Raw genomic sequence first — 22,027 nt, forward strand, 5'->3', positions numbered from 1 at the left:
GAACTCACTGGGGAATGAGCCGAACAGTGGATTGGAAAAGTGCAGGCGCTGACAAAAAATTTTCAACCGATGGCAATCGCGGCGGCGCCCTCAACTTCTGCCTACGACTTCCCGGTGGGCGCGGAGACATTGACCCAGAACCGGCTGTAGCGCGTCACCCGCAGCGACAAACCACTCTCCAGCGCGGCCAGCGCGCGGTCGGTGTCATCGATGGGGAACGCCCCAGACACCTTCAATTGCGCAATCCGCGGATCACAGCGCAGCACGCCAGGGCGATAGCGCGAAAGATCAGCCAGCAAGTGCACCAAAGGACGATCGAGGGCGATGATGCTGCCTTGCTGCCAAGCACCCACCGACACGTCATTGCGCCTTGGCGCCGTCACCGCGCGGGCATTGAAGTCTACCGACTGCCCGGCTTCCACGCGCACCGTCGATGCACCGCTGAACGACCTGACTTCTACCGCTTTCTCGAGCACCGCCACCTCACCACCCTGCGCCTGCGAGCGAACGATAAAACGCGTCCCCAGCGCCAACACCTGGCCATGCCGGGTGAGCACCTTGAACGGCCGCTGCGCAGGATCAGCGGCGGTGCTCACCAGAATCTCACCCGACAACAGCTCAAGCAGCCGCTGACGACCGTCGTACCTGAGGTTTACCGAGGTATCGGTGTTGAGTAGCAGCGAGCTGCCATCGGCCAAGCGAAACTCGCGGCGCTCACCCACGGCGGTACGAAAATCGGCAAGCAGGTTGTGCGAGGTCTCACTGCGCCAGCCCAGCCAGCCCAGTGAGGTGGCCGGCACCACTACTAACACGCTGCCAAGCAGCTGGCGCCGAGAGCGCTCGGCGCCGCGCAAGGCAGGGGCGGCCAGGCTGCCAGGCACACTGGCAATCTGCTCGCTCACAGCCGCCATGCGTTGCCAGGCTTGACGATGAACCGGGTCGGCAATCAGCCAGTCATTCCAGGCGCGGCGATCGGCATCGGTCGCCACGCCCGACTGCAGTCGGGCGTACCAGCGCGCGGCGACGCTGATCGCTTGCAACTCGGCAGGCGAGAGGCTCATGCCAGTTGCATCTTGATCTGCATCAGGCAGCAATGCTCCATGGCCTTGGCCATGTAGTTATTGACGCTGCGCAGGCTGATGCCCAGGTGCTCGGCAATCTGTGGGTAGGTCAGGCCATCGAATTGCGAGAGGATGAACACTTGCTTGACCTTCGGCCCCAAGCCTTGCAGCAGGCGGTCGATTTCGACCAGCGCTTGCAGCACGATCGCTTGCTCCTCCAACGAAGGATGATGCGCTTCAGGCAGGTTGGCCAAGGCATCCAGATAGGCCTGCTCTAACGAGCGCCGACGCAGCAAGTCGATCAGCAAGCCTTTGGCAATGCGTGACAGGTACGGCCGGGGCTCGCGAATCTCCAGCGCGCTGCGCGCCTTTAGCACTCGCACGAAGGTGTCCTGGGTCAGGTCGGCAGCATCGAAGGCATTTCCCAGGCGCTTGCGCAGCCAGCCATTGAGCCAGCCGTGATGGTCGCAGTACAGCTCATTGACGGCGCTACGCAAGGATAGATCGGTGGCGGACATGGTAATAGAACAGTTCGCGAGTGGTAATGAATCTTATTGTCATGCGTGCACTCGGTGATTTGCAATAGCCATGCATTGGCCCAGCAGGCTATTTACCATGGGGCGCTTAGAACTTTTGCCTATTTATCGGTCTATGTGGATACGCACATTTGCTCGGTAGACAGCCACCTCGCCAGGTTTTCCGCAAGCAGATGGGCATACGTCAAACTGCCACGTAGAGGTTGTCTTTGCTCATGAAATTCAATGCCCCCCGGATGGTGCTTTTGGCCCTGTTCGCCTTCGCGGCAGTGGGCTCGGCATCAGCAACACAGATCAACCCCAAAGCGCCGGCCTTGGCCCAGCAACTGACAGCCGTTGAGCCAGCCACGCAGTCGGCTGGCAATCCTTGGTCAAGCCTGGCCGACATCGCCGATCAGCAGTCGGCGCCATTGCTGGCCCATGACGACCGTTACTGGCACGACGGCCGTTGGCACGATCGCCGCGATGAGTGGCGACGCGACAACTGGCGCCGGGATCAATGGCGTAGGGAGCAGGCGCGCCGTGAAGCCAAACGCCATCGTGATTGGGAGCGCCACCACGAACGGGTAATGCGCCACCGCTACGAAGAGCATCACCGTTACTATCGCCGCTAACACCCTGCACGCCTGAGCCTGAGTGCTCAGGCCGCCAGCACCCTGAGCACAATCATCCCGGCCAGGCCGAGCAAACACAGCACACCCATGCCATAACTGACCGTACGCCATGGCTGCACGCCCGCTAGATAAGTGACTGTGTGCAAGACCCTGGCGACGGTAAACAGCCCGCTCAAGTATTGGCTCATCACCCCAGGCGCATCAACGGCAACCGCCAGCCCACCCAGCGCAATGAACAGCGGGATGCTTTCAAGGTCATTGCTCCAGGCTTTCGCGCCGCGTCTGACTTGTGGGCATTCTTCGAATTCGGCCGAGCGCCGGAAAACAGCAGCATCTTCGGGGTTTGTGAAGATCTTGCAGCGCAAACGAAAATAGCCTTGATAGCACGAGATCGCGAGCATCTTGAGCAGCAGAACCACCACACAGATGGCATACACAGACAGCACACTGTTCATTGCCTGCCCCTGGCGCAAAAGCCCCGAACCACGATATACAACAGCGGCCCTGCTGAAACGAACACGATCGTGACCAGCACGTACGGCAGCACCCCGCGCAGAGGCTGCCCTCGGGCACGGGTGTCGTTGACCATCCAGAGACAGGCAAGCCCGGCCATCAAGTACAGATCGATGACCACTTGGGCAGTGTCGGGCCTGGCCATCAGCTCAAGGCCGAAGGCGATCAGCGACTGATCGGCAATCAGCATGCTCCAGCCGGTGTACAACGTGAAAGCCAACAGCAGCGGTAAAGCGATATAGGGCGCGCGCATGTGCTTCTCCTGGTGAGTTGCACGCAACCCTAGTGGTAGAGTTGCTCGCCGCTCAATGACCTGACAGGTCATGGACTCGCTACATAAGGACCGTCAGAGTGCACCCATGAGCCCTTCCCACTCCCTCACGACTCATCCGCTTACCGCCACAGCGGCAGGTGAGCACCTGCGGCGCCTGCGCCGTCAAGCCAGGCTGAGCCAGCTCGAACTGTCGCTGATTACTGGCATTTCCCAGCGTCACCTCAGCTGCGTCGAGACCGGCCGCGCCAAGCCCAGCCCGAGCACGCTGCATGCTTTGCTGTCAGCCCTCGACGCTCCACTGGAACAACGCAATGAGATATTTCTCGCGGCAGGTTTTGCCCCGCGCTACATGGCCTCGACACCCGACGCGCCAGCGATGGCAATGGTGCATGACGCGATCGAGCACATCCTGCAGGCCAACAACCCGGCACCGGCGTTGGTGATCGCCAGCAACTGGGACATCACCGCTGCCAATGCCAGTGCCGGCTTGCTCCTGGCAATGCTCGGCGTCCAGACGACCCAGCCGTCCGGCCTGAATCTGCTCGACACGCTGCTGCGCCCCGGTGGCCTGGGCGACCACCTGGTCAATGCCGATGAGATACGCGCAATTGCCTGGCAACGCGCGGCCCGGGAAGCCTTCAGCAATCCTGAGTTGGCTGAGCTGTTGCGCAAGCTGCCTGGGCCAACCGATCTGCCGCTGAGCCCGGCACTCTCCCCGGTGGTGTTGACCCGAGTGCGCAGCGGGCAAAGCGAGCTCAATTTCCTGTCGACTTTTACCACCTTCGGCATGCCGCTGGACATCAGCGTGGCGTCGCTGCGTATCGAACATCTGATCCCTGCCGACCGGCAAACCTGGCAGGTGATGACGGCGGCGTACGCGCAGTGGTCGGCGGCGGCAGGTTAGGCACAGCCCAAGGTCATTCGCTCGGCTGGCGCTTGGCGTTTTTCTTGACGATGGCTTTCAACCGCACAGCCGCTCGCTGCACGGTGGCCATCTTTTCCGGGCGTTTCATTGCACGCCATTTGCGGATCTCGTCCCGGCTTCGACCACAGCTCACGCACAGCTCGCTGTTGAGCTGGCACAGCGAGACGCAGGGGTTGTCGATGTCTTTGGCCATGGGCTTGCTCCTGAGCGGGCGCAGATCATACCTCAAGCGCGTTGCTGCGGGGGCTGTCGCCCCTCATCGCAGGACACGTCACAGCGATGAGGGCGACTGGTGGTCAGCCATGGCACTGCGACGTCAAGAACTTCTGACCCCCAGCATCCCGCGCTCGACGATGAAATCGATCACCGCCTGCAACCCCTCGCCCTTCTTCAGGTTACTGAAGGTCCAAGGCCGCTGCGGGCGCATGCGCTGGGTATCACGCTCCATCACTTCCAACGAAGCGCCAACATACGGCGCCAGGTCGGTCTTGTTGATTACCAGGAAGTCCGACTTGGTAATCCCCGGGCCACCTTTACGCGGGATCTTCTCACCCTCGGCAACGTCGATCACGTAGATGGTCAGGTCCGCCAGCTCCGGGCTGAAGGTGGCACTGAGGTTGTCACCGCCGCTCTCGACGAAGATCACCTCAAGGTTGCCGAACTTGCGCGCCAAGGCCTCCACTGCGGCCAGGTTCATCGAGGCATCCTCGCGAATCGCGGTGTGCGGGCAGCCGCCGGTCTCTACCCCGACGATACGCTCAGGCTCAAGGGCACCGGCCTCGGTAAGAATGCGCTGGTCTTCCTTGGTGTAGATGTCATTGGTCACCACGGCGATCTGGTAGTGATCGCGCATGGCCTTGCACAGCGCTTCGAGCAGCGCGGTCTTGCCGGATCCTACCGGGCCGCCGACACCGACGCGCAGGGGTTGCTGATAGCTTTGCATGAAGGCAGTCCTCAAGAACGGAACAAACGGGTGTATTGGGTTTCATGTCGCGACGAGGCAATTGCCAGCAGCGGCAAGCCGCCACCGAGTTGCTCGTCGCTCAGGCTCAAGGCCTGGTCGAGCACTGCGGGCAGCGCTTCGCCGAGGTCGCGCAGCAGGGTCTGGGCGGCCTGCTGGCCGAACGGCACCAGCTTGACCCCAGCCATCACCGCCCCTTCCAGCCAGGCAAAGCCCAGGCCCAGGGCTAGCTGGCGTAACGGGATCGACCAGTGCACGGCCAGCCAGGCCATACCGCCTAGCTGGCTAAGCTCAAGGCTCGCTCGCCAGGCCGGGTCTTGGCCCAGCTGCCAGCCGTCGAGCATCCGCGCCAGGGCATATCCGCGCTGGCGCTCCTCAAGGCGCAGCTCGGCGGTCTCGCGGTTGGCCAGCAAGAACTGGCTCCAGCGCCCGAAGGCTTGGGCGTCATTGGCCTGGCAGGCATGGTACAAGCGCGCCAGCAGCGGCCAGTCGAGGTAGCCGAGGGTGTCGTGCAACTGCTCTCGCTGCCAGTCACAAAAGCTGGCAATGTTGCTCACCCAGCCAGCCTCGACCGCCCACTCCAGCCCTTGCGAATAGGTAAAGCCGCCCACCGGCAAGCCGGGGCTGGCCAGCTGCAGCAGGCGCAGCAGCGCCAGGTCGCTGCTCATCAACCGGCCACGACCAGCGCAGCGCCGGCCAGCAGGCCGCCGCCGAAGGCCTTCTGCAAACCGCTATGGCGACGCAGCAGGCAACCTACGGCAAAGCCTGCCGCCAACAACAGGCCGCTGACGGTGACAAAGCCTGCACTGAACAGCCAGAACGCACTCGGGGTCGCTTCGACACCGTGGGCCCAGCCATGGAACAAGGCGAAGATCGGCATAGCCAACGCCAGCAACAGCTGCCGACCTGGCACCAGCAGCGCCGCGGCCGCCACCAGCAGCGAGCCGATGATCATGCTTTCCATCCCCAGCACATCACCGAACAGATGCCCCAGCACCGCGCCTGCGAACATCGCCGCCAAGGTCGCCAGCGGCAAGGCCAGGCTGCGCCGGGTCAGTGCCGCCAGCACGCCGGTACCCAGCAGCATCAACAAGTGATCGAGGCCCGTCAGCGGATGCAGCAAGCCATCGTGCAGCGGGTTGCTGTCGTGGCCAGGGTGGGCGAAAGCCGGTACGGCGACCAGCAGCAACAACAGGGCAAGGCTTTTTTTCATTGATGTTTCCTCAGGAATGGGCAGGCAGGCGCACGAACGGATGATCGTTGCCATGGCTGTGGCTATGCGGAGCGCTCTGGTAGGCACCCGCTTCCGGTTCGAATGGCGCCTGCTCGGCGTCCACGCGCAGGCCAAGGCCGCGCACCATGTCATCGAGCACATAGTCATGCTGATAGCGCAGCAGCCCGGCTTCGATCTGCAGTGGCACATGGCGGTTGCCCAGGTGATAGGCGGCGCGGGCCAGCAGCAAAGGGTCGCTGCAGCGCACCGTGGATACCGCCTCTGGGGCGGCCAGCACGCGCACTACCTGGCTGCCGTCGGCGTCAGCGAGCAGCTCGCCACCGCGCAGCAGATGACCGCGTTCGAGCATCAGCCCGGCCTCGCGGCCATCGTCGAGGGTGACGCGCAGGCGACTCTTGATACGGCTGTCGACATCCAAGGTGACGCTAGCGGTCACCGTCGCGGCATCGGCGATGCGTCGGGTCAGGACAATCATGCTTGCTCCTTCAAAACAGAAAATAACGCTGGGCCAGCGGCAATTCGCGGGCCGGTTCGCAAACCAGCAACTCGCCGTCGGCGCGCACCTGGTAGGTTTGCGCATCGACTTCGATGACAGGCTGCAAGGTGTTGTGCAGCATGTGCGCCTTGCGCACCCGGCGACAGCCGTGGGCGACGCCGATCAGGCTGCGCAGGTTGAGCTGCTCGGCCAGGCCACGGTCGATCGCCGCCTGGGGCAGGAAGGTCATGCGCGTGGCATGCCGTGCGGCGCCCATGGCGCCGAACATTGGCCGGTAATGCACGGGCTGCGGGGTGGGGATCGAGCCGTTGATATCGCCCATCGGCGCGGTGACGATCATCCCGCCTTTGATCACCAGGGCCGGCTTGACCGCAAAGAACGCCGGCGCCCACAGCACCAGGTCAGCCAGCTTGCCGACCTCGACCGAACCGACTTCATGGGCAATGCCATGGGTCAGCGCCGGGTTGATGGTGTACTTGGCGATGTAGCGCTTGACCCGGAAGTTGTCGCTGTAGTCGCTGTCTGGCGCCAGCGGGCCGCGACGCAGCTTCATCTGGTGCGCCACCTGCCAGGTGCGCAGCACCACTTCACCGACCCGGCCCATGGCTTGGGAGTCGGACGAGGTCATGGCGAAGGCGCCCATGTCATGCAGGATGTCTTCGGCGGCAATCGTCTCGCGGCGGATGCGCGACTCGGCGAAGGCCACGTCTTCGGCGATGCTCGGGTCCAGGTGGTGGCAGACCATGAGCATGTCCAGGTGCTCATCGACCGTATTGACGGTGTAGGGCAAGGTCGGGTTGGTCGAGGACGGCAGCACGTTGGCCTGCCCCGCCGCACGAATGATATCGGGCGCATGCCCGCCACCGGCGCCTTCGGTGTGGAAGGTATGGATGGTGCGATCGCCAATCGCCGCCAAGGTGTCTTCGATGCAGCCCGACTCGTTGAGGGTGTCGGTGTGGATCGCCACCTGGATGTCCATCTCCTCGGCCACGCCCAGGCAACAGTCGATGGCCGCCGGAGTCGAGCCCCAGTCCTCATGCAGTTTCAGGCCAACCGCACCTGCGGCAATCTGCTCGCGCAGCGCTTCGGGGCGCGAGGCGTTGCCCTTGCCCAACAGGCCGATGTTGATCGGCAGGCAATCGGCCGCCTGCAGCATGCGCGCCAGGTACCACGGACCCGGCGTGCAGGTGGTGGCATTGGTGCCGGTCGCCGGCCCCGTGCCGCCACCGATGAAGGTGGTGACGCCACTGGTCAATGCCTCTTCGACCTGCTGCGGGCAGATGAAGTGGATATGCGAGTCGATGCCACCGGCGGTGACGATCTTGCCCTCGGCGGCAATCACCTCGGTGCCGGGCCCAACCGGCACCGTGACGCCGGGCTGCACATCCGGGTTGCCTGCCTTGCCGATCGCGGCGATGCGACCCTGCTTGACGCCGATGTCGGCCTTGACGATGCCCCAGTGGTCGATGATCAGCGCGTTGGTCAGCACCAGGTCCATCGCCTCGCCCGCCAGCATCTGGCCCTGGCCCATGCCATCGCGGATGACCTTGCCGCCGCCGAACTTGACCTCCTCGCCATAAATGGTGAAGTCCTTCTCCACTTCCACCCACAGCGCGGTGTCGGCCAGGCGCACCCGATCGCCCACGGTGGGGCCGAACATGTCGGCATAGGCCTGGCGGGATATTCGGCTCATAGCCTGCCCTCCAGCGCGCCCATCACCTTGCCCTGGAAGCCATACACCTCTCGCTTGCCAGCGTAGGCCACCAACTGCACGGTGCGCGCCTGGCCAGGTTCGAAGCGCACCGCGGTGCCGGCCGGTATGTCCAGGCGAAAGCCGAGGGTCGGCTCACGCTCGAACACCAGCGCGTCGTTGACTTCATAGAAGTGGTAGTGCGAACCGACCTGCACCGGTCGGTCGCCATGGTTGGCGACGCTGACGCTGACCGTGGCACGGCCTACATTGAGTTCGATATCGCCGGCGGCGACCTGGATTTCTCCGGGGATCATGCGGGGCTCCTTAGACGATAGGGTCGTGAACGGTGACGAGCTTGGTGCCGTCGGGAAAGGTCGCCTCGACCTGGACGTCGTGGATCATCTCGGGTACGCCGTCCATGACCTGGTCACGCCTGAGCACTTCACGCCCCAGGCTCATCAACTCGGCGACACTGCGCCCGTCCCGCGCGCCCTCCATCACCGCCGCGCTGATCAACGCCACCGCTTCCGGGTAGTTGAGCTTCAAGCCGCGGCCCAGACGGCGCTCGGCCAGCAGCGCGGCGGTGAACAACAGCAGTTTGTCTTTCTCTCTTGGGGTCAGCTCCACGGCGTCTCTCTCAGGTAGCCCAGATGCGCGGCGGGCATGGCGCCAGGCCGAGAACGGCCGGGCGCAGCACATGCCAGAGGCGCTGCAGGGTGTGTTGCAGATGTTGGTTGTCGTGATCGAGCAGGCGGATCACCAGTAACTGACCGAGCAGGGTCGCGCCTGCTGGGTTGGCGAGCTGCTCCAATTCGGCGCGGACCTGCTCGAGCAGGGCCTGGTCGGCCGGGGCCGCGCAGAAGGTCGCGAGCAATGGATGCTCGGCAACTTTTGCCAGGCGCCCGCCTTCGATGCGCAGGCGCTCGTGCAGGCCCGGATCATCCGCCAGCTCGATGCGCAGGCGGCTGTCCAGCGCACCTTGGCTGAAGCGCTCGTTCATCACCGGCCGGCCCAGGCACAGGGTCTCCCAGGCCAGCAGCCGGGCGCCGGGTTCAAGGGTAAAGCGGCTATCGAGGCTGGCCCTGGCGCCGGAGAAGAAGATGCTGTCTTGTGGCAGCCACTCCAAGGTGCTGCCCGCCGCCAGGTGAAAGCGCTGCGTAAGCCGCGCGGTGGGCCCGATGCTGCGATAGAACTTGCTGGCCCCCGGCATGGTGAGCAGTGCATGACTGCCAGGTTCGAGCTGGATGTCCAGCTCCAGGCGGTCACCCGCGACGATGCCCCCGGGCGGATGCAGGATGTACACATGGCACGGTGCACCTTCTGGGTAGAACGGGCGCTGCACCAAAAGAGGTCCAAAATGCTTGCGCGCACCAAGGCGGGTCACCCCATCGCGCTCGACGAAGCGCAACTGCAGGTGGGCGCTCCAACCCGCGTCCTGTTCGATTTTCTCTGGTTGTTCCGCCTGCAACATCCTGCGGCCCCTGCAAATCCGTGGCGCTATGGCCGGTTATGAGGGTCGGGGGTAGCAGCGAAGATGCTTTACCAGCCTGACCACTCGATCAAATTCGATGGCTGGATATAGCAGGTTGCGGGCCAACTACGCAGGTGAACGATTGTGAAACTGTTTGCGCAGATGCTCTGGCATCGAGCACCTGCGCCTTGGCGCACAATCGCAGGGCGATAGATTGCTCCGATACGGTGCCCGCGATGCGTCCATTCCTGTCCCTCCAGATGAAATAGAGAAACTTCCTACACCCTTTTGGGAAGGCAAAAATATCACTGAGAAATGCTTCTTCGTTAGTGTCGGGGCTTGAGCCCGAGGCAGTCCATTTCCTGCGTGGCTGTTAGCGCACAACCCGCGAATCTGCCAAATGGATGGCCGCTTCCCAGCAGACAAGGACTTCTCATGCCCCGCCAATCCGATCTTCGTTACAGCTTGCAACCCTTGGTCGGCGACGCCGCATTCGAGGTGGTCTCGTTCACCCTCGATGAAGCCCTGAGCACTCCGTTCAAGCTCTACCTGGAGCTGGTCAGCGCAGACGCCGACGTCGACTTTGCCCAGCTGCTCGACCAGCCTGTGCTGTTCACCATTTGGCACGGCCCACGCCCGGTGCGCTACGTGCACGGCCTGGTCAGCAGCTTCAGCCAGGGTGACAGCGGCTTCTCTCGCACCCGCTACCAGGCGCTGGTCGAACCACAGCTGGCCCGCGCCAGCCTGCGCTCGAACTGGCGCATCTTCCAGCAAAAGACCGTGCCGCAAATCCTTGAGCTGATGTTCCAGGCCCAGCGGCTGAGCAATGTCAGCCTGGTGGCCTGTTTCGACCATCAGGTTCGCGAATTCTGTGTCCAGGCCGGTGAAACCGACCTCGACTTCCTGTCCCGCCTGGCCGCCGAAGAAGGCTTTATCTACAGCTTCGAGCACAGCGCCACCGGCCATCAACTGATCATCACCGACCGCCTGCTGGAGATGGGCCTGATCAGCCGCAGCGTGATCAAGGCCGAAGACGACGATGAAGGCTTCGTCGATGACGTCGAAACACCCGACGCCGACCCCATCGCCGTGCTCTACCAGCCCAACGGCGGCGGCGATCAGGCCAAACCTGCCCTGCACCGCTTTCGCTACAGCGAACAGGTGCGCAGCGCCCGCCAGGTGCAGCGCGACTACAGCTTCAAGCACCCCGCCTACCGCCAGGAGCATGCCGCCACTGCCAGCGACCTGCAACACCAGTCCCCGGCCTACGAGCGCTTTGACTATCCCGGACGCTACAAGCGGGATGTGGTCGGCAAGCCGTTCACCCACAACCGCCTCACCGCCCTGCGCCACGATGCGCGCATCGCCCAGATCGAAGGCGACGATGTGCGCCTGCAACCGGGCTTGAGTTTCAACCTGATCGACCACCCGCGCGAAGACCTCAACGCCCACTGGCGGGTGATCGGCGTGCACCACGAGGGCTGCCAGTTCACCAGCCTGCAGCAAGAGGCGGTGGGCGCCGACCAGGGCACCCGCTACCTGCAACAGGCGACGCTGATTCCCGGGCGCATCGAGTGGAAACCCGCCCTGCTGCCCAAGCCGCATATCGACGGCCCGCACATGGCCACCGTGGTCGGCCCGGCCAACGAGCAGATCTATTGCGATGAATGGGGCCGGGTCAAGGTCAGCTTCCCCTGGGACCGCGACAGCCAGGAAAATGAGTTCAGCTCGTGCTGGGTCCGCGTCTCGCAAGGCTGGGCCGGCGGCAGCTGGGGCGCGATGGCCATCCCACGGATCGGCCAGGAAGTGATCATCCACTACGTCAATGCCGACCCCGACCAGCCGCTGATCACCGGCCGCACCTACTGCGCCAACCAGCTACCGCCGTACGAGCTGCCCAAGCACAAGACGCGCATGACCATCAAAAGCCAGACCCACAAGGGCCAAGGTTTCAATGAGCTGCGTTTCGAGGATGAGCTGGGGCATGAGGAGGTGTTCATTCATGCGCAGAGGGATCAGAACAACCACGTCAAGCACAACCAAACCACCTTCGTCGGCAACGACCGCAGCGAACGGGTCGAGCATGACGAAACGGTCTCGATTGGCAATGACCGCCGCGAAGACGTTGGCCGCGATGAGTCCGTCAGCATTGGCCAAAACCGCCTCCATGAAATCAGCAATGACGACAGCCTGACCATCGGCCGCACGCAGACCATTGTCACCGGCCAGGATCGGATCGAAACGGTCGGCAATCACCGCCAGGACAAAACCACCGCCAATCACTCGGTGGAAATTGGCGGCCATCTGCAGCAACAGGTGGCCGGCCATGTCGAGCTACGTGCAGGCCAAGCGATCAAGCAGCAGACCCAGGTGTTTGAAATTGAAGTCGCCGACAGCCTGACCATCAAGAGCCCAGGCGGACTGCTTCGGCTCGATGGCGCCGGCATTACCCTCGAGGGCGTGGCCATCACTATCAAAGGCCCGGTGGCGCAAAACGCTACCGGCAGTAGCAACGCGTTTGCCATCGACGGCGCGCCAGTGGTTGGCGAGCCGATATGCGTCAGTTGCCTGCTCAAAGCCATCCAAGAGGGCCGTAGCGTGGTACGCATGGAAGGAGCCGGCCAATGAATGATGCTTTTAGAGATGCCCTGTTCACGCCTTTGCGCGAGTCTTCGCAGTATCGCCTGGCCGCGATCGTCGAGCTCGGCCGGCTCAGCGAACAAGGGCGAGAACAGCTCGCGAGCAAATGCCCAGGCAGGCTGTGGTCGCTTTTGCAGCAGAGCGATTTCAAAAACCTGCTATCGGTGTCTCCCTGCCTGTGTGTGCCGCGCGAGGGCGCCAGCCTGGAAGGCCAGTGGGACTTTTTCTGGATGCTCAATGAACTTGCCATGCAAGGCATCTGTGGCTGGATCGTCAGCAAACTGTCGGCCGCAGCGTTGCTTGAGCACCTTGGCCAAGCCAACATCGTGCGGGCTGCCGATGGCCATCGCTACCTGTTGCGCTATCACACCGAACACAGCCTGAAAGTGCTGCATGCACGCCGGGATCTGCCAGACATCGCGCACTGGCTGGCGCCTATCCATAGCTGGTGGGTGCCCTATCCAGATCATCAAAAACAATCCTGGCAGTGCCTGAGCGGAGCTGACCTGCCTGCCGGCAAGCGCCTGTCTGGCCTGGCGCTTGACCAGGCGTGCTGGCATGCACTCAGCGGTGAACCGCTTAGCCAGCGCCTTGCCGAGCAACTCAAAAGCACACTGGCCGCCAGCGGTATGCCTGCCCGTTGTCACGGGGTGCGCCTTGGGCTTGCCCAACACCATCTTGCTCAAGCGCGCGCCGCCGGCCTGACCCGGCAAGCGGACTTGATCACCTATGTCAATTGCATGGCTATCCACGAGACCACCCTGAAAGCCTGTGCTGCGTGGCAGCACGCCTTGGATCAAGCCCGTGCCAATACCCACCTGCTCGCCGACGCCCTGGCCCAGGCGAACATTCAATCGCTGCAGTAAGGACGCTCAGATGATCGCTTGGCAAGACTTCCTCGAGCTCAACCGCAAATCCTGCGAAGAGCTCAGCGAACAGTTCGACCTCGGCCCCGCCGTCAGCTGCACCCGCACTTTCACCATCCTGCCGCTGCGCTACGCCGTGGTCGGCGGCAACCCCGGCCAGCGCAAGCGCTTGCCCGATCTGGCCGAGCACCTGCGCCAGCCCCAGCAAGTCGCCGAGCTCAAGCATGCAGCCTATGCCATACGCCCTTTGCGCGAAGGGTTCCTGTACGTGATGGAACAGCGCACCAGCACTGGCCGCGCTACCCTGCACCGGCCCTATCGGATTGCTGCCAACGGCTCGTTGTCACTCACCGAGCCCGACGCGCCCTGGGAGCCACCGCCAGCCCTCGGCGTGCGGGACGTACTCAGCAACATCGCCTGGGCCTTCAACGTGCACGACCTGGACGATCTGCAATCGCTGCGCGTGTTCTACAGCCCCGACCCGCTGACCGTAGCCGCCCAGCAACAATTGCTGCGCCGGCGGCACAGCCTGCCCGCCGTGAACATTGGCCGCTTCACCGGCGCAGCCTGCCCGACGCCCGAACCCCATGTGCTGACCCATGACCAGCTCGAACAAGTCGCCGACTTTGCCGCCGAGTACGATCCGCAGCTGCGCACCTTGCTCCAGCGCCAACTGTTCAGCACACCCAGCGTCCTCTCCCTGGCCGGCGTCCGGCAGATGCTCAGGCCCATGGCAGACCCGCTCAAGCCACGCGGGGTTGCCCTGGTGGTCGAAGATGCCATCGGTATCACCCAAGAGCTCAATGCCTGGCGCAACGCCGGTCTTGAACACCTCAAGGACTGGCTGGAAACCACCGAGCCGGCCGGCCCCGACGGCAAGCCCGGGCCGAGCAACGAGCGCAAGACCCTGGTCGCCCAAGCCTTCACCGAGCTGCACCAGCAGTTCAGCGAACGCAAGGTCGCCGCGCTCATGGGCCGGCACGCCGAAACCTTGCGCGTGCAGCTCAAAGACAGCGATCAAGCCTTGCTGCCAGGGATGAACCGCGAAGGCTGGAATCAGTTCAAGGACAGCCTCATCGATATCAATAGCGAGCTGGTGCGCCAAGACCTGCAAGCCCGCGCCGAGCAAGGCGAGTTCGCCAAACAGTTCGAACAACGCTACCTGCCCCGGGTCAACCTGGGCGGTATGCGCGTACAGCTTGGCTGGTTCCGCCAGGAGAGCGAAGAAGCGCAACGACTGGCCGAGGCACGCGCCGACGACCATCTGGCCTGGCTGCTCAGCCCCACGTTGCTGGAGGCATTGGCCTACTACGACGACAACGACCTCAACAGTGGGCTGTGCTTCGCTCACCAGAGCGGCTTGTGCGTCATCGGCATGGAAGCGGTGCCGGCCGGCGCGCGCCTGTTGGCCCAGTGGTGGCAAGCCGAAGAAATGACCCCAGCCAACCTGGCGCTGCGCTCGTTCGTGTTCAACCAGCGCGACATCGCCCAGGTGCTGGAGCAAACCCGGCTGAAGCTCGCCAACCTGCAGGCGCCCGCCGACCCGTGGCAGATGCTCGACACCACGCTCAAGCAGGCCAAGGAACTGGCTGCCCAGTTCAGCCGCGTCGATGGCCACCTCGATCAGCTTGCCGAGCACAGCCAGATCAACACCGCTGGCGCCCTGGCATGGCTGGGCCAGCTGGGGCGAGAAAGCCTGCAGGCGGGCATGCCCAACAGCAGCGACCACCGGCTGCATCGACGCTTGACTACCTACCTGGTGGCCTCGTTGGGTGAGCAGGCGCTGAACCTGCGCCTGGCCGAACACGCCCTGGATGGCCGCGCCCCCTCCCCCGGACGCGTCGCCGCGCCCATCGTGCGCCGCCTGGAGCAAGCCTACGTCGACAGTGTGCGGGCCGCGCAGAGCAATGCGTTCTACCGATTGCGCGTCGCCAGTGGGTTGTTGCTGCTTGAGGCGAGCCTGCTGTTGCTGCAGGGGCAACGGGACAACAAGGACCGGCGGTTCTGGAGTGAAGTGGCAGCCGCGGGGTTGACCAGTGCGGCGGCGGGCATGGAATTACTCGCGGTGGGGACCGAACAGGCGCTGGCCACTGTAGGTCAGGGATCGGCAGCGGCACGGGGGGCGCAAGTCAGCCTGGGGCGCTTTCGCTTGTGGGGAGCGGGGATGGCGGCTGCGGGAGGGGTTGTTAGTATTTTTTGGGACTTTGCTGATGCGAAGTCTAAATTTGACCAATCAGATGCGATAGGAAGTCATGAAGCGAAACTCGGCTTAGCTTACTCCGCCAGAGCAGTGGCAACAGGCACACTCGTGATGGGCCAAGGCGGTGTCGCTTTTTCGCAAGCGGGCATGTATTTCCAATGGTTATCCTTAAAACCTGGATACGCTCAGCTTAGTTCTATCCTTCTTGAACTTTCTTACTTATCCAATCGACTTGCAGCAAACCGAACACTAATGCTCCTGCTTAGCCGCGCGGGGTGGATTGGCGGAGCCATAGCGCTTAGTGCGACTCTATATCTACTGCTGGTAGATGATAACGCGCTGGAACAGTGGTGCGACAAATGTTGTTTCAGCCTCAAGCACAGCGGAGCACGCTACAACTCGGACAAAGATGAAATATCTAGCCTCTTAAACGCTATCAGCGAGGCATTGTGATGTATTTTTTTGAATGGGGCGCCTGGGAGGCTTCACTCATCCCAGAAGAAGAACGAAAAAAAGATGCGCGAACGCAAAAGTTACGCAAAAAAATCTGCACTTACGAAAGCGATGAACAAGAAGGAATGGCCGCTGCAAAACTTAGAGCCAGTGAAACCCCAAAAAGTCGCGGCCCCGTCTACGTATTCAACAACCGCATCCTTGAGATTCGCAGCGGCATGTTTGAAGAAAAACGGGGACTCATCAGCATTGTGTCCGCCACAATTATTTTTTTAATAATCAACGGCTTCATTGGCATTACTGCAGGTACAATTTGGACCACAGATTACTATTACAGTGAGGGTGCTATCGCAACTGGGTACCTGTGGATGGCCATCGGCCTCACCATACTTACACTACCCACAACTTGGTTTTATTTGAAATACTGCCTACGTTTCACCCGACTCGAGATGTTCACTTCCCGTCACCTATTGATCCGTTTCAACCGTATCACTCAACAGGTGTATCTACATCGCCCAAGCTACTGTGGCGGGATCGTCACGCTGCCGTGGGAAGGGGTGACTTCAAGTGGTTCCGCTGACAAGTATGCAGTGGCAGGCGGTATAGGTGTCCCCCTTGCCCTCTGTTGGTCTCCCCCGTTTACCGGGACGCTACGCACAGAAGTTGCCTGGGTCGGCAAATCAGCAAACCATCAAGGCGAAATCCGCGACGAGTGGGAGTTCATCCGCCGCTTCATGGACGAAGGCCCCGAAGGACTACCCCGACCACGCATCACCTCGCACTTCCCCTGGCCATGGCAAGCGTTCACCCCGCAGTTCGAAGGCGTCACGCACTATTTCCGCAATGCCTCGAAGCTGATCAAGGTCGGCCTGGTCCTGATCTCCCCCGCTTTCTTGATCATCGGCACCGGCCACTGGCTCAGCCTGCTGCTGTGCTGGAAACCGCGCTGGCCCAAGATCATTCGCCAAGCAGGTATGCCAGGCAAGCCTGTACCGCCGTTGACGACCCTTGCCGACTATCCACCGCACATTCAGCAGCGCCTCCGAGAAAACGCCCACCTTTGGGCTGTACGCCCAGGTCAACGCCCGGAGAAGAAACCGCGCAAGGTCTCTCGTATTCGCAAAGCCGACCCTAAGCCTTCGTAACCAGCAACCAGACGCAAAACTCGGCCCCCCTACATAATTAGGAGCAATAATCGATGAGCACGCAAAACACCAAGCAGGATGCGCTGGGCGCTGGCCTACTCATAAATTTCCAAGACGCCAAGGCCACCCGCGAGAGCACCCCGCCACCCACAATCAAATCCCGCCCCGAAGCACACGCCCCGCTCTATGCCGCCGACCCTCAATTTCAATTACGTGGCGCCTTCAGCAATCAGATGATCGATGCAGCAATGCCGTTGTTTGGCTTGGCGATGCGTCTGCAAACGCTGGACGGCCACAGCGATATTGCACAGCTGTACAAACAGGTTCACAACCAGATCAACCAAATCCTGGAGGAAATGCGCCAACACGCGTATGAGCCGACCCAGTTGCTGGCCTATTCGTACTCGCTGTGCCTGTATCTTGACGAGACCGTGATGCGGACGGACTGGGGCAAGAACTCCAGCTGGAGCCAACAGCCCTTGCTGAGCGACTTTCATCAGGAAACCTGGGGCGGGGAGATGTTCTTTACCGTGCTGTCGCGCATGATGCAGGAGCCACGACGCTTTCAGGACGTACTGGAGTTCATGTACATGTGTTTGTGCATGGGCCTTATGGGCAAATACGCTATCGAACCCAAGGGTGACGAGGCTGTTCAAGCACTGATCGTCAAGTTGCACGCGATCATCCGCGAGCTCCGGGGCCCGACACCCGAGTTCTTTGCAGACTCATCGCACAATGTTGCACCGCGCAATTTTCGCATGCAGCGCCAGTGGCCATGGTGGAGCCCTTTGCTGATCAGCGCTATGGCCCTGGCCGCGCTGTACGGCTTCTACAGCTATCGCTTGCAGATGATTACCGATGAAGTACTGCAATCGCTCAACGGCATTCTGCAGTAGGCGTTGAACGCAACCGGCTAAGGCGAGCACGAACTGCGCTAAAGTAACGGCTCGCCAATGACCAAGGACGTCCCATGCACCTCGCCCCCGCTATCCCGATCCTGCGCATCTTCTCGGTCGACAAGGCCAAGGAGTTCTACCTCGACTTCCTCGGTTTTCAACTCGACTGGGAGCACCGTTTCTCGCCGGACCTGCCGCTGTACGCGCAGATCCACCGCGATGGCCTGATCCTGCACCTTTCCGAGCACCACGGCGATGCCTCGCCCGGCGCCACCATTTTTGCCCGGGTGGAAGATCTGCGAGCGTTGGAGCGCGAGTTGCAGGCCAAGCAATATGGCTATTCGCGCCCCGAGGCTGAGCCCGTCGACTGGGGCTTGCAGATGCAGATCTGGGATCCTTTCGGCAATCGCCTGCGCTTCTGCCAGCAGATCGACGACAGCGCTCAATGAAGGCCTTGAGCAAACGCGACCTGGCCCGCCTGGAGCGTGAGCTGGTGGTTTGCCTGACCGAAGCCTGCGAGATCGCCAAAAGCGAGATCGTCGGCTTCACCTGGCTCACCCACCGACTTGCGCCAGACAACTTTCCTGCCAGCCTGCGCATCACCTGGGTATTCGAACAAGAAGCCGACAAGGACGCCGCCGTGGCAGGAGCTGCCAAGGCGCGCATGCTCGAGCTGACTGCCCAGGCCCTGAGCGAGGCTGGCGTGCACCTGGATCATGTCGCCTGGCACGTGCGTTTCGACAGCGAGCAAGCGTGCCAGCACAGCCATGCGGGCAACTGGGATCGACGTTTGCTGGGGCGCTGAGCGGCGCTATTGGTGCTCGACGAGCCGAACACTCATCTCGACCTGCTTTCGCTGCACGCGCTGGAACTGATGCTCGGCCAGTTTCGCGGGGCAATGCGGGTGGTTGCGCATGACCTGGCCTTTATCGAACGCTTGCAGCCAACCGGCAATCTGCGGCTGTGACTGAGCGGCGAATCTATGACTGGGCGTTTCCGATCTGCGGCGGATGTATTATCGTGGCGAGGTGCGCAAATAACAGCAGCCTGAGCGATCGGGCATCTGCAAGACAAACGAGGGTGTCATGAGTAACGAGATTAACTGGGACAAGCTTGGCTTCGACTACATCAAGACCGACAAGCGCTACCTGTCCGTGTTTCGCGATGGCGAGTGGGACAAGGGCACCCTGACCGAAGACAACGTGCTGCACATCAGCGAAGGCTCGACTGCTCTGCACTATGGCCAGCAATGCTTCGAAGGCATGAAGGCCTACCGTTGCAAGGATGGCTCGATCAACCTGTTCCGCCCCGACCAGAACGCCCTGCGCATGCAGCGCAGCTGCGACCGCCTGCTGATGCCGCGCGTGCCGACCGAACAGTTCATCGAAGCCTGCAAGCAGGTGGTCAAGGCCAACGAGCGCTTCGTTCCGCCGCACGGCAAAGGTGCCCTGTACCTGCGTCCGTTCGTGATTGGCGTGGGTGACAACATCGGTGTGCGCACCGCACCGGAGTTCATTTTCTCGATCTTCGCCATTCCGGTCGGCTCGTACTTCAAAGGCGGCATGACCCCGCACAAGTTCCTGATCTCCGACTTCGACCGCGCCGCGCCGCAAGGCACTGGCGCGGCCAAGGTCGGTGGCAACTACGCCGCCAGCCTGCAGCCTGGCTACGAAGCCAAGAAAGCCGGCTTCGCCGACTGCATCTACCTCGACCCGCTGACTCACAGCAAGATCGAGGAAGTCGGTTCGGCGAACTTCTTTGGCATTACCGCCAACAACGAATTCGTGACGCCCAAGTCGGCCTCGGTCCTGCCAGGTATCACCCGCCTTTCGCTGATGGAACTGGCCGAATCGCGCCTGGGCCTGAAAGTGATCGAGGGCGACGTAGAGATCAACAACCTGGAGCGCTTCGTCGAGGCTGGCGCCTGCGGCACCGCTGCGGTGATTACCCCGATCGGGGGTATTCAGTACAACGGCAAGCTGCATGTGTTCCACAGCGAGACTGAAGTCGGTCCGGTGACCACCAAGCTGTACAACGAGCTGACCGGCATCCAGAGCGGTGATGTCGAAGCGCCGGCAGGTTGGATCGTCAAGGTCGCCTGATCACGTTTTACCCCTTCATCGCGGGGCAAGCCCGCTCCCACGCCGATCCTGATGATCAGCGCCCTGTCCGATGTCGACGAGCGGGTGCGCGGCCTGCGCGCTGGCGGCGATGACTACCTGACCAAGCCATTCGCTTCCGACGAGATGGCCGCCCGGGTCGAAGTGCTGCTACGGCGTAACAGCGTGCCCATGACCCAGACCCGCCTGCAGGTCGCCGACCTTGAGCTGGACCTGATCAGCCACGAAGCACGCCGCGGCGAACAGACCCTGAACCTGCTGCCTACCGAGTACAAGCTGTTGGAATACCTGATGCGCCATTCCGGCCAGGTGATCACTCGGATGATGATCTTCGAGGAGGTCTGGGGCTATCACTTCGACCCCGGCACCAACCTTATCGATGTACACATTGGGCGTTTGCGCAAGAAGATCGACTCGCCCGGCCAGTCGCCGCTGATCCGTACCGTACGGGGCTCGGGCTATGCCATTGCTGAACCCGTCTAAGGGTTGGAGCTCCTCGACCAGCCGCCTGTTGGCGCTGTACAGCTTTCTGTTCGTGGCCTGGAGCAGCATCCTCATGGGGGTGCTGTACTTCGAGGTCTCCAGCTACCTGAACAAACTCACCCGCCACTCGATGCTGCAACGCCAGCACTTGTTCGCCCACATGAGCGGCAAGCAGCTGGACGATGCACTGATTGCCAGCCAGGCCTTCGAAGAGCGTAGCTTTGACGCCTACGGGCTGTTCGACGCCCAGCTCAATCCGATTGGCGGGCGGATCCGCAGCATACCGCCGGAGTTGGGGCTGGACGGCAAGATCCATGAGCTCAAGCGTTGCCTGGACGCAGATGACCCACACATGCTTAGCGACAGCTGCGATGCCGTGGCGATCAAGGTTCAGGATGGCCGCTGGCTGGTGCTGCTACGCGATAACGGCTCGTTGTTCGTGGTCACCCGGATCATCCTCGATGCCTTGCTCTGGGGCATCTCGCTGACCCTGATCCCAGGCTTCGCTGGCTGGTATTTGCTGCGCCGACGCCCGCTCAAACGTATCCGCGCGGTGCAGGCCAGCGCCGAGTTGATCGTCGCCGGCGACCTGACCCACCGCCTGCCGCTGTCGGCACGCCGCGATGAGCTGGACATGCTCGCTGCCATCGTCAACGCCATGCTCGATCGCATCGAGCGGCTGATGCACGAGGTCAAGGGTGTGTGCGACAACATTGCCCATGATCTGCGCACACCGCTGACCCGCCTGCGCGCACAGCTTTACCGGATTCGACAGCAAAGTGGCGATGATTCGCCGCAGGCCGAGGCGCTGGACCAGGCCATTGGTGAAACCGACACGCTGATGGCGCGTTTTCGCGGCTTGCTGCGCATCAGCGAGTTGGAAGACCGCCAGCGCCGGGCCGGGTTCGTCGAACTCGATCCGCATGCGCTGTTAGTCGAGCTGCATGATTTCTACCTGCCGCTGGCCGAGGATGGCAGCATTCGCCTGAGCTTGGAGCAGCCGGCGCAGTTGGCGGCGCTGCACGGTGATCGCGAACTGCTGTTCGAGGCGTTGGCCAATTTGGTGGGTAATGGCATCAAGTTCACCCCAGCGGGCGGCCAGGTGAGGATCGTCGCCCGGCAGGATGCCGAGGGCGTACATATTGCTGTCGAGGACAGTGGCCCGGGGATTCCCGAGCAGGAACGGGCTGCGGTGTTGAAGCGGTTTTATCGCAGTGACGAAGGTCACCGGCATCCGGGGTTTGGGCTGGGATTGTCGATCGTGGCGGCGATCGTGGATTTGCATGGGTTTAGGTTGGAGGTTGGCGAGAGTGAACTAGGCGGGGCAAGGTTGGTGCTGCACTGCCCGCTGGCCAGTTGAAGCCTGGGGCCGCTTTGCGACCCTTCGCGGGCAAGCCCGCTCCCACAAGGACTGCGCCGCCCTTAGGCATGCGCGGTCCCTGTGGG

General features: G+C 62.3%; 25 protein-coding genes and 1 pseudogene. 13 read left to right on the plus strand and 13 right to left on the minus strand.

Annotated elements, in window-relative coordinates:
• Window positions 1-101: 101 nt before the first annotated feature.
• Entirely contained in the window at window positions 102-1,061 is a 960-nt protein-coding gene (locus AAZU54_RS10290) for a FecR domain-containing protein (protein WP_434727113.1), read from the minus strand.
• A complete protein-coding gene (locus AAZU54_RS10295) occupies window positions 1,058-1,579 on the minus strand; it encodes a sigma-70 family RNA polymerase sigma factor (RefSeq protein ID WP_186557003.1) in 522 nt (173 codons plus the stop codon). The genes AAZU54_RS10290 and AAZU54_RS10295 overlap by 4 nt, the downstream gene beginning before the upstream one ends.
• 233 nt (window positions 1,580-1,812) lie before the next feature.
• Here AAZU54_RS10295 and AAZU54_RS10300 point away from each other — a divergent pair, with 233 nt between their 5' ends.
• A complete protein-coding gene (locus tag AAZU54_RS10300; protein WP_186557001.1) occupies window positions 1,813-2,211 on the plus strand; it encodes a hypothetical protein in 399 nt (132 codons plus the stop codon).
• A 26-nt stretch (window positions 2,212-2,237) separates the two neighbouring features.
• Here the strand turns inward: AAZU54_RS10300 and AAZU54_RS10305 are convergent, their stop codons facing one another.
• Both AAZU54_RS10305 and AAZU54_RS10310 read right to left on the minus strand, forming a co-directional pair.
• The gene (locus tag AAZU54_RS10305; protein WP_186556999.1) at window positions 2,238-2,666 is read right to left on the minus strand and encodes an MAPEG family protein; all 429 of its coding nucleotides are present in this window, start codon (window positions 2,664-2,666) and stop codon (window positions 2,238-2,240) included.
• Window positions 2,663-2,977 carry a DUF2834 domain-containing protein gene (locus tag AAZU54_RS10310; protein WP_186556997.1) on the minus strand — a complete coding sequence of 105 codons (315 nt, stop codon included), beginning with the start codon at window positions 2,975-2,977 and terminating at the stop codon, window positions 2,663-2,665. The genes AAZU54_RS10305 and AAZU54_RS10310 overlap by 4 nt, the downstream gene beginning before the upstream one ends.
• Window positions 2,978-3,083: 106 nt before the next feature.
• Here AAZU54_RS10310 and AAZU54_RS10315 point away from each other — a divergent pair, with 106 nt between their 5' ends.
• Window positions 3,084-3,902, plus strand: a complete 819-nt coding sequence (locus tag AAZU54_RS10315) for a helix-turn-helix domain-containing protein (protein WP_186556995.1) — start codon at window positions 3,084-3,086, stop codon at window positions 3,900-3,902.
• Window positions 3,903-3,915: 13 nt separating this feature from the next.
• Here AAZU54_RS10315 and AAZU54_RS10320 read toward each other — a convergent pair whose 3' ends face one another.
• The 9 genes from AAZU54_RS10320 to AAZU54_RS10360 all read right to left on the minus strand — a co-directional run bounded on the left by AAZU54_RS10320 (window position 3,916) and on the right by AAZU54_RS10360 (window position 9,778).
• Window positions 3,916-4,116, minus strand: a complete 201-nt coding sequence (locus AAZU54_RS10320) for a DUF1289 domain-containing protein (protein ID WP_186556994.1) — start codon at window positions 4,114-4,116, stop codon at window positions 3,916-3,918.
• Between the two features lie 123 nt (window positions 4,117-4,239).
• The gene (gene ureG / locus AAZU54_RS10325) at window positions 4,240-4,866 is read right to left on the minus strand and encodes an urease accessory protein UreG (protein ID WP_186556992.1); all 627 of its coding nucleotides are present in this window, start codon (window positions 4,864-4,866) and stop codon (window positions 4,240-4,242) included.
• 11 nt (window positions 4,867-4,877) lie between these two features.
• Entirely contained in the window at window positions 4,878-5,552 is a 675-nt protein-coding gene (locus AAZU54_RS10330) for an urease accessory protein UreF (protein WP_312153659.1), read from the minus strand.
• Window positions 5,552-6,097, minus strand: a complete 546-nt coding sequence (locus AAZU54_RS10335) for a HupE/UreJ family protein (protein WP_186556988.1) — start codon at window positions 6,095-6,097, stop codon at window positions 5,552-5,554. Before AAZU54_RS10335 ends, AAZU54_RS10330 begins: the two co-directional genes overlap by 1 nt.
• 10 nt (window positions 6,098-6,107) lie before the next feature.
• Window positions 6,108-6,593 (minus strand): urease accessory protein UreE, encoded by a 486-nt coding sequence (gene ureE / locus AAZU54_RS10340; RefSeq protein WP_434727114.1) that lies wholly within the window; start codon window positions 6,591-6,593, stop codon window positions 6,108-6,110.
• Window positions 6,594-6,603: 10 nt separating this feature from the next.
• Window positions 6,604-8,307, minus strand: coding sequence for an urease subunit alpha (gene ureC, locus AAZU54_RS10345; RefSeq protein ID WP_312155683.1), 1,704 nt, complete (start codon window positions 8,305-8,307; stop codon window positions 6,604-6,606).
• Window positions 8,304-8,621, minus strand: coding sequence for an urease subunit beta (locus AAZU54_RS10350; protein ID WP_186556982.1), 318 nt, complete (start codon window positions 8,619-8,621; stop codon window positions 8,304-8,306). Before AAZU54_RS10350 ends, ureC begins: the two co-directional genes overlap by 4 nt.
• Window positions 8,622-8,631: 10 nt before the next feature.
• Window positions 8,632-8,934: an urease subunit gamma gene (locus tag AAZU54_RS10355; RefSeq protein ID WP_186556975.1), complete on the minus strand. Its 303-nt coding sequence runs from the start codon at window positions 8,932-8,934 to the stop codon at window positions 8,632-8,634.
• A 10-nt stretch (window positions 8,935-8,944) separates the two neighbouring features.
• Window positions 8,945-9,778, minus strand: coding sequence for an urease accessory protein UreD (locus AAZU54_RS10360; protein WP_434727115.1), 834 nt, complete (start codon window positions 9,776-9,778; stop codon window positions 8,945-8,947).
• Between the two features lie 435 nt (window positions 9,779-10,213).
• Between AAZU54_RS10360 and AAZU54_RS10365 the strand changes: the two genes are divergently transcribed.
• The 11 genes and pseudogenes from AAZU54_RS10365 (at window position 10,214) to AAZU54_RS10415 (ending at window position 21,941) form a co-directional block, all read left to right on the plus strand.
• Window positions 10,214-12,406 carry a type VI secretion system Vgr family protein gene (locus AAZU54_RS10365; protein ID WP_434727116.1) on the plus strand — a complete coding sequence of 731 codons (2,193 nt, stop codon included), beginning with the start codon at window positions 10,214-10,216 and terminating at the stop codon, window positions 12,404-12,406.
• Window positions 12,403-13,284, plus strand: coding sequence for a DUF4123 domain-containing protein (locus AAZU54_RS10370; protein WP_405130344.1), 882 nt, complete (start codon window positions 12,403-12,405; stop codon window positions 13,282-13,284). The genes AAZU54_RS10365 and AAZU54_RS10370 overlap by 4 nt, the downstream gene beginning before the upstream one ends.
• Before the next feature lie 10 nt (window positions 13,285-13,294).
• Window positions 13,295-15,937 carry a T6SS effector BTH_I2691 family protein gene (locus tag AAZU54_RS10375; RefSeq protein WP_434727117.1) on the plus strand — a complete coding sequence of 881 codons (2,643 nt, stop codon included), beginning with the start codon at window positions 13,295-13,297 and terminating at the stop codon, window positions 15,935-15,937.
• Window positions 15,937-17,082: a DUF6708 domain-containing protein gene (locus AAZU54_RS10380; RefSeq protein ID WP_434727118.1), complete on the plus strand. Its 1,146-nt coding sequence runs from the start codon at window positions 15,937-15,939 to the stop codon at window positions 17,080-17,082. The genes AAZU54_RS10375 and AAZU54_RS10380 overlap by 1 nt, the downstream gene beginning before the upstream one ends.
• 53 nt (window positions 17,083-17,135) lie before the next feature.
• Complete coding sequence (gene icmH, locus AAZU54_RS10385; protein ID WP_434727119.1) at window positions 17,136-17,978, plus strand: type IVB secretion system protein IcmH/DotU; 843 nt, start codon at window positions 17,136-17,138, stop codon at window positions 17,976-17,978.
• Window positions 17,979-18,052: 74 nt separating this feature from the next.
• The gene (locus AAZU54_RS10390) at window positions 18,053-18,427 is read left to right on the plus strand and encodes a glyoxalase superfamily protein (protein ID WP_186555270.1); all 375 of its coding nucleotides are present in this window, start codon (window positions 18,053-18,055) and stop codon (window positions 18,425-18,427) included.
• Window positions 18,424-18,783 (plus strand): hypothetical protein, encoded by a 360-nt coding sequence (locus tag AAZU54_RS10395; protein WP_186555269.1) that lies wholly within the window; start codon window positions 18,424-18,426, stop codon window positions 18,781-18,783. Before AAZU54_RS10390 ends, AAZU54_RS10395 begins: the two co-directional genes overlap by 4 nt.
• Window positions 18,784-18,795: 12 nt before the next feature.
• Entirely contained in the window at window positions 18,796-18,945 is a 150-nt protein-coding gene (locus tag AAZU54_RS10400) for a hypothetical protein (RefSeq protein WP_186555268.1), read from the plus strand.
• 118 nt (window positions 18,946-19,063) lie between these two features.
• Window positions 19,064-20,080 carry a branched-chain amino acid aminotransferase gene (locus AAZU54_RS10405; RefSeq protein WP_392465084.1) on the plus strand — a complete coding sequence of 339 codons (1,017 nt, stop codon included), beginning with the start codon at window positions 19,064-19,066 and terminating at the stop codon, window positions 20,078-20,080.
• A 39-nt stretch (window positions 20,081-20,119) separates the two neighbouring features.
• Window positions 20,120-20,581 (plus strand): annotated as a pseudogene (locus AAZU54_RS10410) (winged helix-turn-helix domain-containing protein); the annotation flags it as partial.
• Window positions 20,559-21,941 carry a sensor histidine kinase gene (locus AAZU54_RS10415; protein ID WP_434727120.1) on the plus strand — a complete coding sequence of 461 codons (1,383 nt, stop codon included), beginning with the start codon at window positions 20,559-20,561 and terminating at the stop codon, window positions 21,939-21,941. The pseudogene AAZU54_RS10410 and the gene AAZU54_RS10415, both read left to right, overlap by 23 nt.
• Window positions 21,942-22,027: the final 86 nt, after the last annotated feature.

Source organism: Pseudomonas sp. Je.1.5.c, assembly GCF_051129895.1.
GTDB lineage: Bacteria > Pseudomonadota > Gammaproteobacteria > Pseudomonadales > Pseudomonadaceae > Aquipseudomonas > Aquipseudomonas urmiensis.